Raw genomic sequence first — 14100 nt, 5'->3', positions numbered from 1 at the left:
CACCACGACAGCACGACCGAGAGGTGGGGCCACGATGTTCAAGAAGTTCCGCGACCAGGTCGACGCCGCGACGAAGCAGGCGACCGCCCGGGGTGAGCAGGAGTTCCACCAGCACGCCGCCCGGTTCCGGCAGGAGGCGGCGCGCCAGGGCTACGACATCCGGCCGCAGCTGCCGACCGAGGCGATGGCGGCGCAGGCGTTCGGCGCCGACCCCGATCTGGCGGCGTTCCTCGCGCTGCCCGCCGAGGAGCAGTTGCGGCTCCAGGCCGTGGCGAACGCCTACGGCCAGGAGTTGCGCCGGCTGCACGAGACCGGCCACCCGGCCACCGCCGTGATCCGCACCCTCGACCCGACCGGCGTCGCGGTGGCGGGACTGCGGCAGTACACCTCGCTGCTGGACGTCACGCGGGCCGACGGCGCGACCTACCAGACCACGGTGGCGCACATGGTGCCGACGATGACGTACTCCCAGTACGCGCCGGGAACGCGGCACGAGGTCCGGATCGACCCCGCGAACCCGGCCGTGGTGGGGGTGTTCGGCCTCGTCGGCTGACGCCGGCAGGATCTGCGGGGTGGACGGCGAATCGACGGCCCGCTTCGCCGTCGGCGACGGGTACGCGGTGTACCGGGGTCCGGTCGAGGACAGCGCGTTCCACCGGCACGCCGCCTTCCAGGTGGCGATCGCGGTGCGGGGCGAGGTCACGCTGGTGGACGCGGCGGGCACGCACCGCGCGCCGGTGCTCGTCGTGCCGCCGATGGCCCGGCACCGGATGCTCGGCACGCCGGAGTTGGTGACGTACTTCGTGGAGCCGCACTGCGCGTTCGCGGACCGGTTGCGCGGGCACGGCGGCGGGATCACCGCCGTGCCGGGGTTGCGCGGCCTGCGCGAGGAGGACCTGCGGGCGGGCACGTCCACCACCCTGGACCCGCGCCTCGTGGCGGCGCTGGACGCGCTGAGGGACGCCTCGCCGATGCCCACCGTGGCCGCCCTGGTGGGCCTCTCGCCGCAACGCCTGCGCGCCCTGGCCCGCGACCAACTGGGCATGCCCCTGCCCCGCTGGCGCCTGTGGTCCCGCCTGCGCCACGCGGCACAGGCCCTGGGCGCGGGCGAGTCCCCCGCCGAGGCCGCGATCACCGCCGGTTTCGCCGACCAGGCCCACCTGACCCGGCGGATGCGGGAGATGATCGGCCTGACGCCGGCCGCGGTGCTGCCCGTGCTGCGCGCCGGCCGGACCGCGCCGACCCGGCCCTGACGCGCGCACTTGGGGCCGCGACGGCCACGGCGGACCTTCGGGTGGCAGGCGACGAGCCGACCTCGACGCGAGCGGCCGGTGCCGCGACGGCACGGCGGACGCCCGGTGAGCCCGATCCGACGCGAACCGCCGGGTAGGGCGCTCCCCCAGCCGATCGAGGAAGCGGCTCGGAGTGTGGCTGCCCGCCGAAGGGCGAGGCTGACCCCCGGAGACCCGCCCGGCGCGCGGCCGCCCCGATTCCGTCCGCCACCCCGGGCCTCCGGACGAGGGCCGGGTCCACCGGATCCCCGCCCGGTCTCGGCACCGCGCCCACCCCTCGGGGCGCGGGACCGGGCCGGTGTCGTCGTGCGGCTCGCGTCCCGGGTCAGTCGCGGCGGCCCGTGTAGATCGAGATCGAGCCGGTGGGGGTCGCGACCACCTCGGCCTCGCGGACGCCGGTGAAGCCGGCCTCGGCGATCAGACCGGGCAGGGCGCCGTCGGCGTTGGGCCGGGTGTCCTCCTTGCCGTCCGCCCACTGCACCACCCGGAACGCCAGGCGCATCGAGCGGGTGCGCTGGCGGCCGAAGTCGGCGATCACCAACCGGCCGCCGGGGCGCAGCACGGCGTGCGTCGCCGCGAGCACCGACCGCTTCACCGAGATCGGGCACTGGTGCAGCACCAGGCTGGACACGACCGTGTCGGCCGGGTGCCCGACCTTCGCCGCCAGGTCGTCGCCGAGGCCGACCTCCCAGCGGATCGCCGCGCCCGCCGCGCCGGCCTTGCGCTCGGCCACCGCCAGCACCTCGGGGTCCGGGTCGACGCCGACGATCCGCGCGGTCGGCTCCAGCCTGGCCAGCAGCACGGCGAGCGAACCCGTGCCGCACCCCACGTCCACGATCAGGTCGTCGGGGCGCGGCGCCACGTACGCCGCCGTCAGCGTGCGCCACAGCCGTTCGCGGGTCAGCGAGATCACGGTGTCGTAGAACCGGGTGGGCGCGAAGCGGCCCAGGGCGGGGGTGAAGGTGTCCATGCCGCGAGTCTCGACCCCCGCGCCGCGCCCGGTCTTGAACGAATCGCTCACCGTCCACAGTGGACTCGTCAGAGGTACCCGAACACCGGCGGGAACACCAGCGCCACCACCCACGCCCAGCCCGCGAACACCGGGAGGTACCCGATCTGCCAGCGCTCCACCACCGCGAACGGCGCGCGCCGGGTCACCAGCCGGAACACCAGCCAGGCCGACCAGGCGAGGTTGGCCAGCAGGAGCACGTTCTCCCCCAGCGCCGCGGCCTTGTTCGGCGTGGCGCCGAACTCGCTGATGCGACCGACGATCTGCCACAGCACCAGCACGTCGATGGCCAGCGCGCTGACCACCAGGGCGAGCTGCATCCGGTCGAACAGCACGGGCGGCCCGAGCGGGTCGCGCGCGGAGAGCGAGTAGAGCAGCAGCGCCAGCACCACGACCAGCAGCAGGTCGAACAGGATCAGCGCCTCGCGCTCCACGTCGATGCCCGAGCCCGCCACCCCGAAGGTGATCAGGAACGCCAGCAGCACCGCGGTGAACAGCGGGGTGAACAACCGGGTCAGCACCGGCGCGATGTTCTCCACCACGCTCTGCTTGGCCTCGACCAGCCACCCGGCCACCACCGAGGCCGCCGCCGCGCCGCACGGGACCAGCCACTGCGACACGAACGTCTCCGGCGGGAGCCCGATGGCCTCGAACGCGCCGAAGGTGAGGCCGGTCAGCACGCCGCCGCCCAGGCAGATCAGCACGAAGTAGACGAACCACTCGCCGGTGAACCGGACGAAGTCCATGCGCCGCCTGGCGGAACGCACGTCGTCGGACACGTAGGCCAGGCCGACCGCGAACCACAGCGCGATGGGCAGGTGGATCGTGGTCAGCACCAGCGACTGCGAGGTGGAGGCGAGCGGGTAGGCGTTGGCCGCCACCGCGCCGACCGCGAACAGCGCCACCAGCACGCCGATCACCGACCTCGACGCGCCGCGCCGCCACACCAGGAAGCCCGTCAGCCAGGGCAGCGCGAGCAGACCGACGTTCGGCGCGTAGAAGGCGCCGTCGTCGTGGAAGTTCAACCCGAACAGCGCGGGCAGCTTCATCGACACCGCCGCGCCGAGCGCGCACGCCACCATGGTGATCAGGTCGCGGCGCGACCGGGTGCCCGGCTCGGGACCGTCGGCGGTCAGCACCAGCTGCTTCCACAGCCGTTCGGAGTGCTCGCGGGCGAACTCGCGGGACAGGTCGTCCAGGCTGCCCATCCGCTTGACCGCCACCAGGAACGCCTCGTCGGCGTGCAGGCCCGCGGCCATCAGCTCCTCGACGGAACCCCGAAGGTGGTCCTCGAGCTCGTCCGCGTCGGCCTGGGCCAACTCGGGACGCCGCCGCACGTAGTCCCGCCACTGGGCGAACTGCCCCTCCAACCCGTCGTCGGTCATGCCGGGCCTCCCATCGGGATCGCGGTGAACGGCCGGGAGTCGCCCGGCCAGATCTCCCGCAGCGCCTGCACGACGGTGTCCCACTGGCGGCGCTGCTCGGCCAGTTCGGCCAGGCCGCCGGCGGTCACGCGGTAGTACTTGCGCCGCCGCTCCCCCGCCACCGCGCGCCAGTCGGACTCCACGTGGCCGAGCCGTTCCAGCCGGTGCAGCAACGGGTAGAGCAGCCCCTCGGTCCAGTCCAGCTCGCCGTCGGACAGCTCGTTGATGCGCCGCAGGATGGCGTAGCCGTAGCTGTCCCCGTCGGCCAGGATGCCCAGCACCATCGGCGTGGCCGACGCCGCCACGAGGTCTTTGGTGACCTTCACGAAACCCCCTATACCTAGTACTTCGAGGCATAGTAGTGCTAGGTGTCGCCGAACGGCAAGGAACCTCGGGCACCGCCACGATTTCCGTCAACTGACAACGGTTTCCCTTGCCGCTGCGGCCGTTAGCGTGGGTGCACCGACACTTCGGAGGCGGCATGTACCTCACCCGGGTTCGTCGCAGACGCCCGCTGGTCCTGATCACCGCGCTGTTCTCGGTCGCCGCGCTGGCCGCGGGCAACACGGGCGCGCTCGCCGCCCAGTCCGAGGAACACCCCTGGCAGTACGACCACTGGCCCCAGCAGCAGCCGTGGCAGCAGACCCGGGACACCGCGCGGGTCGCGGCGCAGGCGGGGTTCCCCGCACCGGTCGACCCGCAGAACTGGGTGAACCCGGACCACATGACCTGGGAGCAGGACTACCGGAAGGTGCCCGGCACCCACTGGTCCGACCCGGCGGTCAAGGGCTCGGTGCGCAACTTCAAGGGCGCGCTGGTCCTGCTGGACTATCCGAACCAGCCGTTCGTGGTGACCCAGCCGGCGCACTCCACCGTGTTCGGCAACCCCGGCACGCTCGTGCACGACGTGCCGCGCGCGAAGGTGGCGCAGTACTACCAGGAGTTCCTCAACAAGCCGAGCGCGCTCAACCACGGCCACACCGTGAACGAGTACTGGATGGAGGACTCCGGCGGGCGCTACGGCGTCGACCTGACCGGGTTCGGTCCGTACACCATGCCGGGCAAGGACCACGAGTACGGGATGGAGTTCCAGGACGGCACCGCGTGCCCGGCGGGCGACCACTGCGACCGCGACCTGCGCGTCGACGGCCGGTCCGCGTGGGTCGCCGCCGTGGGCGCGGAGGTGCCGAAGGGGTACGACTTCGTCTACTACCTGTCGGCGGGCCAGGACGAGTCCGGCACCTGGCAGGAGTTCGGCATGATGAAGTTCGCGGCCAAGGAGGACGTGACCGACCCGTTCGGCCCGCCCGACGAGACGCTGCCGAACTGGTCGAAGACCCGGTACGTCGACTGGACGTCGTGGGCGGCGGGCTCCTCGATGTGGCCCAACGCCGAGGACGGCTCGTCCACCCAGGCGGAGAGCTCCGGCCAGGGCGTGTACGCGCACGAGCTGAGCCACCTGCTCGGCATCGGCGACAACTACAACAACCCGTACGGCAAACCACCGCGCCGCGACTACAACGGGCCGTGGGACATGCTGTCCCGGGGTTCGTTCAACGGGCCGGGCGGTCCGCACTCCCGGTGGGTCATCCCGTCCACCGCGGGCGCGTCGATGGGCGCGCAGCACATGCTGCGCAACAAGATCAAGCTCGGCATCGTGGACGAGCGCAACGTGCTGCGGCTGTCCCGCGAGGCGCTGGCCGACTCCGGCGTGGTGGTCGCCAAGGTCACCGCGCGCGAGGTGCAGCCCGGCGCGAACGGGCTCACCGGCGTGAACATCGCGCTGGGCAAGGGGGATCTCTCCCCCGCGTGCGACCCGAAGACCGACCCGATGTGCGACGGCGGCGGCTACCAGAACTACACCGTCGAGGTCGTCGACCGGATGGGCTCGGACTCGTTCACCCCGGACGCCGGCGTGCTGCTGGCCAAGACCAAGGACGAGGACGACGCGCCGTTCGCCTGGGTGGTCGACGCCAACCCGCAGGACATCGGCATGACCGACTACGTGCTGCCGGACGGACGGAAGGTGCCCATCACCATCGGCGACTACCGGCAGCTCGCGGACGCGCTGTTCCACGCCGGCACGAACTCGGGCAGCGAGTACGAGTACGTGGACCGGGCCAACCGGCTGCACTTCTACGTGCTCGACGTGCGGCGCGACGCCAAGGGCGTGCTGTCGTACACGGTCGCCGTGCGCTCGCTCGACGGTTCGGGACCGCAGCAGCGCGGGGTGCGGCTCCTGCCCACCGCCGGCCGGGTCGGCTCGGACGGCGTGGCGACGTGCCGGTTCCCGTTGCTCAACACCGGTCGCGGCGGCGCGCCCGCCGGGCAGCACCCGGAGGACGTGTCGGCCTACCTGGGCAGCGACGTGTACCGGGTGTCGGCCACCGCGGAGGGTCGGGGCTGGACGGCGCAGGTGCCGAATACGTTGGCCACGGCCGAGTTCGGCCACCAGGTGCAGGTGCCGGTCCAGGTTCGGCGTGCCGGCGGCGCGCCGGTCGGGAAGATCACCCTGAAGGCCACCTCGGAGAGCAACCCCGCCAAGACCGCGACCGCCACGTGCACCGTGAGCGGCCGCTGACCCGGGCGGAAACTTCCACCCGACCGGTCCACCCGATCGCGGGACAGCGGCAGGCGCGACCCACCACCATGGGCGAACCCGCCGTGAGGCCCCTTCCGCGAGAGGACCGCCGTGGACCCGTCACCGCCCTCGGAACCGCAGCCGCACGACCCGGACGCGTCGTCACCGACCCCGTCGCCGGAACCACCGGTGACGACGCCACCGGAGCCGGTCTCCGTGCCGCCGCACCAGGACCCGGCCGACGAGACGGCGAGCCCGCCACCGGATCCGTTACCCGACCCCGAATCCGACACCTCGGACGTCCACGGCCCGGACGACGTCCACGGCTCCGAGGACGCGGGCGACCCCGACGAGGCGGTCGGCTCGGTCGGCTCGGTCGACTCGGACGACGAGGAGTGGGTGGACGAGGAGCCCGCCGAGTTGCGGGAGGTCGACCCGCCGGCCGCGGCGATCGGCAACGCGTCGCTGCTCGGTGTCGGCTACCTGATGCTGGGCGACCGGCGGGCCGCGATCGTGGTCGGCTGGATCACGGCGGTGCTGCTGCTCGTGCTCACGGTGATCTTCCGCTCGGTGTGGGTGGAGATCGTCGTCGTGCTGTGGTGGGCGGCGGTCGCCGTGCACGGGTGGCGGCTCGCCGGCGGTCGGGCCGCCACCCCGGGTCCGCGGGCCCGGAGGCAGCGGCTGATCGCGCTCGCGGCGGCGGTGCCCGTGGTGCTGTTCGTCGGTCTGCTGCGGTTCGACGCGGCGGGCGTCGAGCGGGACGTGGACGACGCCCGGGCCGCGGGCGACTGCACGGCGGCGGTGTCGGCGGTCGACCGGCTGTGGTTCGGCCACCGGCTGGCGAACGCGCCGCTCACCGCGCGCGGTCAGGCCACGGTCGAGGCGTGCGACGCCATCGCCGGCGCGGAGCGGGAGTTGCAGTCGTCGGTCGCGGGCGGCGTTCCGCTGCTCCAGTCCGGGTTCAAGAGCTTGACCGGGGCCCTGGCCGACCACCCCGGCTACGAGCGGGTGGTCGACCACGTGGTGGACCGGTTCGTGGCCAAGCTTCCCCTCACGAACCCGTGCGACACCCGGGCGCTCACCACGTGGTTGCGCACCCGCGAGGCACAGGGCAACCCGCTGGACCGGGCGGCCGAGGTCGTGCCGGGCGTGGAGCCGACCGCGATGCTCCAGTGCGGTGACGCCCTGATGGCCCGCGAGTCGTTCACCGAGGCACGTCAGCGCTACCAGGAACTGCTCGACGTCTACCCGAAGCACGAGCTCGCGCCCAAGGCCGCGGAGGGCGTGCAGAAGGCCGTCTGGGCGATCGAACTGGCCAACGTCCGCTCCCTGCTCGGCTCACCGAGCGGCACCTCCCGCTACTGCGCCACCCCGGCGCCGTACAGCGCGGCCGCCCCGTACGGCGCCCAGAACCCCAACCGCGCCTGGATCTCCGGCACGAACAAGCACACCGACCGCCTGCCGGGCGACTGGAAGGTGGACGACGTGGCGAAGGCGACCGTCGTCCTGTGCGCCGAGGCCCCGCGCGACGGCTCGGTGAAGGAAACCTGCAACTACCTCTTCAACGGCGTCTTCAGCGGCAGCAAGGACGTCTCGTTCCACCGGGTGGCCATCCCGGTCCGCCTCTACGAGCTCAAGACGGGCCGCCTGATCACCACCACCACCGTGGAGATCGACGGCGAGAGCTGCCCCGCCGTCGTGAAGTACACGACCCGCTCCGTCCTCGACACGGGCCCCGCCTCCGACATGACCGTGACCCCGTCCGACGCCGACATCACCACCGCTTTCAACTCGTTGATCAACACCTGACCCCGGGCCGAGGCCGACGGTCAGCAGAGTTGTCGGGGCTCGGTGTCCGGCACGTACTCGTGCCACTCCTCGACCGACAACGCGGTGCCCGCGGTGTCGCACAGCCACGTCGCCACCTGTTCCGGACGGGGGTCGAGGAGCGTGGTGTCCCCGAACACCGCGGCCAGCGCACCCCCGTCCGGGGCGAAGGCGATCGCCCAGGTGTGCGTCGTCGGCATCTGGAGGAGGAACTCCTGCCGGGGTCGGGCGCGGTCCGAGACGTCCCACTGCCACAGCTGACCCGTCGTCAGCCCCGCGGCCAGGTGCCCGCCGTCGGGGCTGAACCGCAGGGCGTGCACGTAGCCGTCCGGGCCCGGCAGCGGATCACCCAGCGGCGTGAGGCCGGCCGAGGTCAGGTCCCACAACCGCACGCCGCCGTCCGCGGTGCCGACCGCGGCCGTCCGCCCGTCGGGGCTCACCGCGACCGCGTACAGGTAGTCCGACGACACCCGGACGCGGTCGACCTGCCGGGGCGCCGCGGGGTCGGTGATGTCGTACCTCAGCAGGTCGCCGGACTGCGTCGCCACCAGCACCGCGCGACCGTCGGGTGTGAAGTCGACCATGAAGACGTTGCCCGCACCCGGTTCCAGCACCGACAGCGGGCGCGGTGCGCCGGGGTCGGCCACGTCCCACAACCTGACGGTGTCGTCGTCCGACGCGGTCACGAGGAGGGGCGCCTCCGGCGCGAACCGCACCTCCTCCACGAGTTCACCGTGCCCGTGCAGGGGGACCGGGAACAACCGGGGCGCGGCGGGGTCGGTGATGTCCCACAACCACACGTCGTGCGTGTCCCGCGCGCTCGCCGCGAGCACGGCGTCCCGCGAGTCGATCGACACCAGCCCGCTCATGAGCTTCGACCCCGGCGGGGACCCGAGCGTCGGACCGACCTGGCGCACCCGGCGCCCGTCGCGCACCTCCCACAGCCGCACGTCGACACCCGCGTCGGCCAGCAGGCCGCCGGACGAGGTGAAGGCCAGCGACGAGATCTCCCGATCGGCCCCCTTCATGCCGGGACCGGGGAAGGTCCAGGTCCTGGCGACGCCGTCGGTGCTGTTGGTGATCAACCACCGGTCCTCGCCGCGGAAGGCCACCGCCGTGGTGGGTTCGGGGTGCGGGAGCACCCCCACCTCCTCGCGCCGGACCACGTCCCACACCCGGACGTTGTCGTCCGGTCCGGCGACGGCGGCGACCCGGCCGTCCCGGGTGAACGCCACCGCGTTCACCCAGTTCTCGGAAACCTCGAGCGGCTCGGCCGCGACGACGGGCGCGGCCGGGTCGGCCACCGACCAGAACCGCAGGAACCCGTCGTTGCTCCCGACCGCGACGGTGGCCGTGCCCGGCACGAAGGCGACCGCGTTGGCCCGGCTGGGCACCACCACGCGCGCCAGGTGCTCGGCGACTCCGCCCGCGGCCACCCGCCAGACGTGCGCGGCGTCGTCCGCCTCCGCCCCGACCAGGACACCACCCGGCCCGAACGCGACGGACTGCACCGCGCCGGTCGGACCGCGCAGCGGCGCGGGTGCCGGCACCGGCAGCTTCGGCGCGCTCACGTCCCACAGGTACACCGACCCGTCACGGCTGCCGGCGGCGAGCATCCCGCCGTCGGCCGAGAAGTCGACCGCCAGCACCCGGTCGGTCGGACCCACCAGCGGCCCGCCCAGCGCGACCGGGTGGTCGAGGTCCCCGACGTCCCACAACCGCACCGTGCCGTCGCCGGAGCCGGTCGCGAGCGTTCTGCCGTCCGGCGAGAACACCACGCCGTAGACGGAATCGGTGTGCCCGTGGAGGGCCGTGTCGACGCGCCTGGGCCTGCCGGGCTCGCGCAGGTCCCACAACTGGACCTCGTGGTCGTCCTTGGTCGCGCCGGCGGCGGCGAGCACCGATCCGTCCGGGCTCACCGCGACGGCCTGCCTGGCCCGGCTCGGTCGCACCATCCGCGTCGCGTGCGCGACGGTCGTGGAGTTCACCACCGCGGCCTGCGCCTCCGCGGTCCGGTGCGTCCGGTACGCCGCGACGGACAGCTGGGCGGCGAGCGCGGGATCGAGCTCGCGGACCCGGTCCGCGGTGCCCGCGATCTGCCTCGACACCGCGATCTCCCGCTCGAGGTTCGCGGCGTCCCGCTCGCGGACGAAGAAGTACGCCATCCCCGCGGCCACGAGCGACACCACCGTCAGCACCGCCACCAGGGAGAGCAGCACCTTCGCCCGCCGGCGTTCGCGGAGGAGCTCCGCGTCGGCGACGGCGACGCTGCGGTGCAGGAAGCGCCGTTCCGACGGGGTCAGCAGGGTGTCGACGTCGTTGGCGTCCGCCCACCGCACGGCGGCGGCGAGCCGCTGGCCGCGGATCAGCGCCCCGGGGTCCTCCTGCGCCGCGTGCCACCGCTCGGCGTCCTCGGTGATCGCGCGACGCGTCCGGTGGCCGTCCCGATCGTCGTTGATCCACTCCCGCAGCCGCGGCCACGCGGCCAGCAGGGCCTCGTGGCTGATCTCGACCGTGCCGAGGTCGGCGGTGATCAGCCTGGCGTCCACGTACCGCGTGAGCACGCCGCGCCTGCGGGCGTGGAAGATCTCGTCGTCGGCTCCGGTCAGCTCCTCCAGCCGGACCCGACGACGGGTGTCCGGAGAATCCGTGCCCACGTGGACGAGCCGCAGGAACAGCTGCCTCGCCAGTTCCCGCTCGACGGAGTCGAGGTCGCCGAACACGGCGTCCGCGGCGTGCGCGATCGCTCCGTCGATGCCGCCCGTCTCGACGTAGTCGCCGATTTCCATCGACCTCGTGTTGCGGTGGGCCCAGGTGGCGAGCAACGCGAAGGAGAGCATCGGCAGCACACCGATGTCGTGCGCGCGCCCGGTGTGCTCCCCGGTCGGCGCGAGGTCGCGCAGGATCATGTGGACGAGGCCGTCGCCGAGCCGCACCCTGCACTTGGTCGCGGGGCCCTCGATCGCCTCCCTGAGTTCGCGCTCGGACATCGGGCCGACGAGCACCTGGTCCGCCAGGGCGTCGGCCAGCGGCGGCAGCCTCAGCGCCCGGTCGAAGAAGTCCGAGCGCAGGGAGGCGACGACCCGCACCGGGTGCGCGCGGCGAGCCGAGGCGAGCGACGTGAGCGTCGTGACGAACGCGGCGCCGTCCTCCGGGTCGACGCACGAGGTGAACAGCTCCTCGAACTGGTCGACCACGATCAGCAGCGGGGCGTCGAGCCCGCGGAGTGCCTCCCCGTCGCCCGCCACCCGGTCGACACCGGCGAGGGCCAGCCGCTCGGCGAGGGTGGCCGACGGTGTCGCGCCGGGCGTGCAGGCCACGACGGTCCACGGGGTGTCCGGGTCGCCTGCGAGCCTCGGCGCGAGCCCCGCGTGGAGCAGCGAGGACTTCCCGGAGCCCGACGGGCCGACGACGAGGACGGGGGCGACCGCGTCGGGATCGGCCACCCGGCGCACCAGGTCGTCGGTCAGGGCGGCACGGCCGAAGAACAGGTCGCGGTGTTCGCCCCGGTAGGACTGGAGGCCCTGGTAGGGCGCGGTGGCCAGGCGTCCGGGACGGCCCAGCGGCGAGCGCACCCGCTCCAGGAGGTCGTTCCAGGCGGCCAACTCCGCCTCGTCGTGCACCCCGCACGCCATCAGCACGGCTTTCAGGATCGCGCCGCTGCGGGGAAGGTGGCTGCCGGCGAAGTGACCGCTGAGGGTCGGCACCGGTATTCTCGTCTTTTTGAATACCTCACGAATGGATAAGTCCGCTTTTTTGCGGACTTTGGTCAGCGCCTTGCCGAAGTCGGACGCGGTACGGACGGAATCCAGGTCGAAGTCGTTCCCGATGTGCGTCATTCAGGCCTTCCACTCGCCAGGTGCCCAGCGCCGCTTCGCCCGTCAGCCCTTGCCCGGTGATTCCGGCGGCGCGGAGGAATACTGACGGACGACCCGCACTCCCCCGCGCCACCGCTTGCCGAATTCACCCATAAGTGTGGAACCGCGGCGACGGAGTTTTCCCCGGCCGGTCATCGGGGCCGGTCGACCACCCGACGCCGCCGACCACACCGCATTCCCTCCTCCGAGGGGTTTTCAGAAGCCGAGGGGGTGCCGGAAGAGCTCCACCTCGTACGGCGCCGGGCGCACCTCGGACGGCGGTTCGACCCTCGGCGCCGCGGGCGGGTCGACCGCGCTCCCGGTGGGGACCAGCTCGCCGGCCGCGTCGATCTCGACGGTGCGCCCACCCTCCACGGCCTGCCGGACCGCTTCCGCGAGCGTCCCCTCGTCCACGCCCGGGTTCTCCCGCGCGATCTGCCGGCCGACCTCGTTGTTGTGCAGGTCCATCGCCTGCGCCACGGGGTCGCCCGCGTTCTGCTCGTGGGCGGTGCCGTAGGCGGTGGCGAACCGGTCGCCGAACGCGCTGCTCATCAACGCGTTCCAGTAGGTGTGCCGGAACGCGTCACCGCGGTCGTCCACCCGCGGCTCGTCGGGGTAGCGGTCGGCCGCCTCGGTGATCGCGTGCTCCGACAGGTCCTTGAAGCGGAAGATGCCGACGCCCAGCCCGAGCACCAGGTCGGTCTCCCCCCGGTTCAACTTCGCTCCGTCGTCCGCGGCGACCATCGAGCGCAGCAGTCCGCCGAGCGCGGTCATCGGCCGCGTGTCCGGGGCGACGTGGAACCGGTCGAGCAGCCGTTCGTGCAGCACGCTGCCGCGCACCGCGCCGGCGAGCGCGGCGTCGGCCAGGGAGTTCGCCCGGTCCGACACGTGGATCGAGCCGTCGGCCACCTCGCGGAGGACGAACGCGTAGTCGGCGTCGATGTCGCGCGCCGACCGCAGCACGCCCGCCACCAGAGCCCGCAGCCGCAGCGCGGAGATCAGCGCGACGACCACGTTCACCGGGGCGCGGTTCGCGAGCGGCACCGGGAGGCCGTTCCCGTCGAGGAGGAAGCCGAGTTCGTGCGCCTCGGCCTCGACACCGGCGACCTCGGATCGGAGCGCGTCGACCCGGTCGGCGATGTCGCCGGTCAGTCTGCGCACGGCCGCGACGGTGGCCACGACGTCCTCGACGCGCGCGGTCAACTCGTCGTGCGCCTCGGACGCCCGCTCGGCGGCCACCGACCGCCACGACCCGAAGGGTCGACCGGCGACGACGTCGTCGTCGAGCGACACCAGGTCGGCTTCCAGCTGGTTCAGCAGCCGGACGACCCGCTCCAGCGGCTCGGGAGTCCACTCGCGCACCTCGCCGTAACCGGGCACGGTTCACTCACCCCCGCGCGGTTCGTGCCCGATCCGGGCGAAGGTGTCGTGGACGTGGCGCTCGTGTTCGTCGTAGGTGTCCGCGCACTGCTCGACCTTCCGGGCGAAGTCCAGCGCGGATTCCGACCACCTCGTCAACCGCGAGGTCCACTGCTCCACGACCTCGGGCACGACGTGCGCCGAGGCCGATCCGGGCAGCGCCCGGCCGACCTCGCATTCGAGGTCGGCCCAATTGCCCAGTGAACCGACGTGTTCGCCCGCGTCGCGCATGGCCGCGGCTGAATCGCGCAATGCCGCGGTGAGGACTTCGACTGTGCTGTGGGTGTGCAATCCCTGCTCCTCGGTCCGGCCGTCTTCGACGCGATCGAAGCACGTGCCCAAGATCGTTCACAGGGTTCGGGTAATGCTCGGACAGGTTCGGACACCGTGGTCAGGGGCATTTCGCACGCTCCGCCGCACGAAGGTGTCCGGACCCGTTCCCGAGGCTGTCGACCACCCGGGCGATCGCGGTCCACTACGAGTGCGGCACCGGTACCGAGGTCCGCGCACCCGGACGACGAGGAGTGGGAATGCGAATTCGATGCAGCGCGGGTGTGCTCGCGCGCCTGGTCCTGTTCAGCTTTCTGAGCGGTGTGGCGGTGGCGCTTTTCCTCGTTCACGGGTGAACGAGGACCGCGGATCGCGGGGAACGGTGTTCCCCCCGAACCGCGAGCACGAGAACGCGGAGGCC

10 protein-coding genes are annotated in these 14100 nt (G+C 72.9%); 4 read left to right on the top strand and 6 right to left on the bottom strand.

Going from position 1 to position 14100, the window contains the following annotated elements; genetic code table 11:
* Positions 1–34 precede the first annotated feature (34 nt).
* Positions 35–553 carry a hypothetical protein gene (locus AB0G50_RS32140; RefSeq protein ID WP_360116410.1) on the top strand — a complete coding sequence of 173 codons (519 nt, stop codon included), beginning with the start codon at positions 35–37 and terminating at the stop codon, positions 551–553.
* Positions 554–572: 19 nt separating this feature from the next.
* A complete protein-coding gene (locus AB0G50_RS32135; protein ID WP_360116407.1) occupies positions 573–1253 on the top strand; it encodes an AraC family transcriptional regulator in 681 nt (226 codons plus the stop codon).
* 364 nt (positions 1254–1617) lie between these two features.
* On the opposite strand, the gene AB0G50_RS32130 is transcribed toward AB0G50_RS32135, so the two are convergent.
* From AB0G50_RS32130 to AB0G50_RS32120, 3 genes are all read right to left on the bottom strand, one after another.
* The gene (locus AB0G50_RS32130; RefSeq protein ID WP_360116404.1) at positions 1618–2262 is read right to left on the bottom strand and encodes a class I SAM-dependent methyltransferase; all 645 of its coding nucleotides are present in this window, start codon (positions 2260–2262) and stop codon (positions 1618–1620) included.
* Between the two features lie 68 nt (positions 2263–2330).
* A complete protein-coding gene (locus AB0G50_RS32125; RefSeq protein WP_360116401.1) occupies positions 2331–3686 on the bottom strand; it encodes a permease prefix domain 1-containing protein in 1356 nt (451 codons plus the stop codon).
* Positions 3683–4051: a helix-turn-helix transcriptional regulator gene (locus tag AB0G50_RS32120; RefSeq protein ID WP_360116398.1), complete on the bottom strand. Its 369-nt coding sequence runs from the start codon at positions 4049–4051 to the stop codon at positions 3683–3685. Before AB0G50_RS32120 ends, AB0G50_RS32125 begins: the two co-directional genes overlap by 4 nt.
* 155 nt (positions 4052–4206) lie before the next feature.
* Here AB0G50_RS32120 and AB0G50_RS32115 point away from each other — a divergent pair, with 155 nt between their 5' ends.
* Positions 4207–6306 carry a M6 family metalloprotease domain-containing protein gene (locus AB0G50_RS32115; RefSeq protein ID WP_360116395.1) on the top strand — a complete coding sequence of 700 codons (2100 nt, stop codon included), beginning with the start codon at positions 4207–4209 and terminating at the stop codon, positions 6304–6306.
* Between the two features lie 189 nt (positions 6307–6495).
* On the top strand, positions 6496–8115 hold the full coding sequence (locus tag AB0G50_RS32110; RefSeq protein ID WP_360116392.1) for a hypothetical protein: 1620 nt from the start codon (positions 6496–6498) through the stop codon (positions 8113–8115).
* A 20-nt stretch (positions 8116–8135) separates the two neighbouring features.
* On the opposite strand, the gene AB0G50_RS32105 is transcribed toward AB0G50_RS32110, so the two are convergent.
* The 3 genes from AB0G50_RS32105 to AB0G50_RS32095 form a co-directional block, all read right to left on the bottom strand.
* Positions 8136–11840: a WD40 repeat domain-containing protein gene (locus AB0G50_RS32105; RefSeq protein WP_360116389.1), complete on the bottom strand. Its 3705-nt coding sequence runs from the start codon at positions 11838–11840 to the stop codon at positions 8136–8138.
* A 366-nt stretch (positions 11841–12206) separates the two neighbouring features.
* Positions 12207–13370, bottom strand: a complete 1164-nt coding sequence (locus tag AB0G50_RS32100) for a hypothetical protein (protein ID WP_360116386.1) — start codon at positions 13368–13370, stop codon at positions 12207–12209.
* A 3-nt stretch (positions 13371–13373) separates the two neighbouring features.
* Positions 13374–13700, bottom strand: a complete 327-nt coding sequence (locus AB0G50_RS32095; protein ID WP_360116383.1) for a hypothetical protein — start codon at positions 13698–13700, stop codon at positions 13374–13376.
* Between the last annotated feature and the right edge of the window lie 400 nt (positions 13701–14100).

The sequence above is a fragment of the Actinosynnema sp. NPDC020468 genome (assembly GCF_040642015.1).
Taxonomy (GTDB): domain Bacteria; phylum Actinomycetota; class Actinomycetes; order Mycobacteriales; family Pseudonocardiaceae; genus Actinosynnema.
The sequence above is the reverse complement of the archived record's forward strand: the minus strand, read 5'-3'. Positions and strand labels throughout refer to the sequence as shown.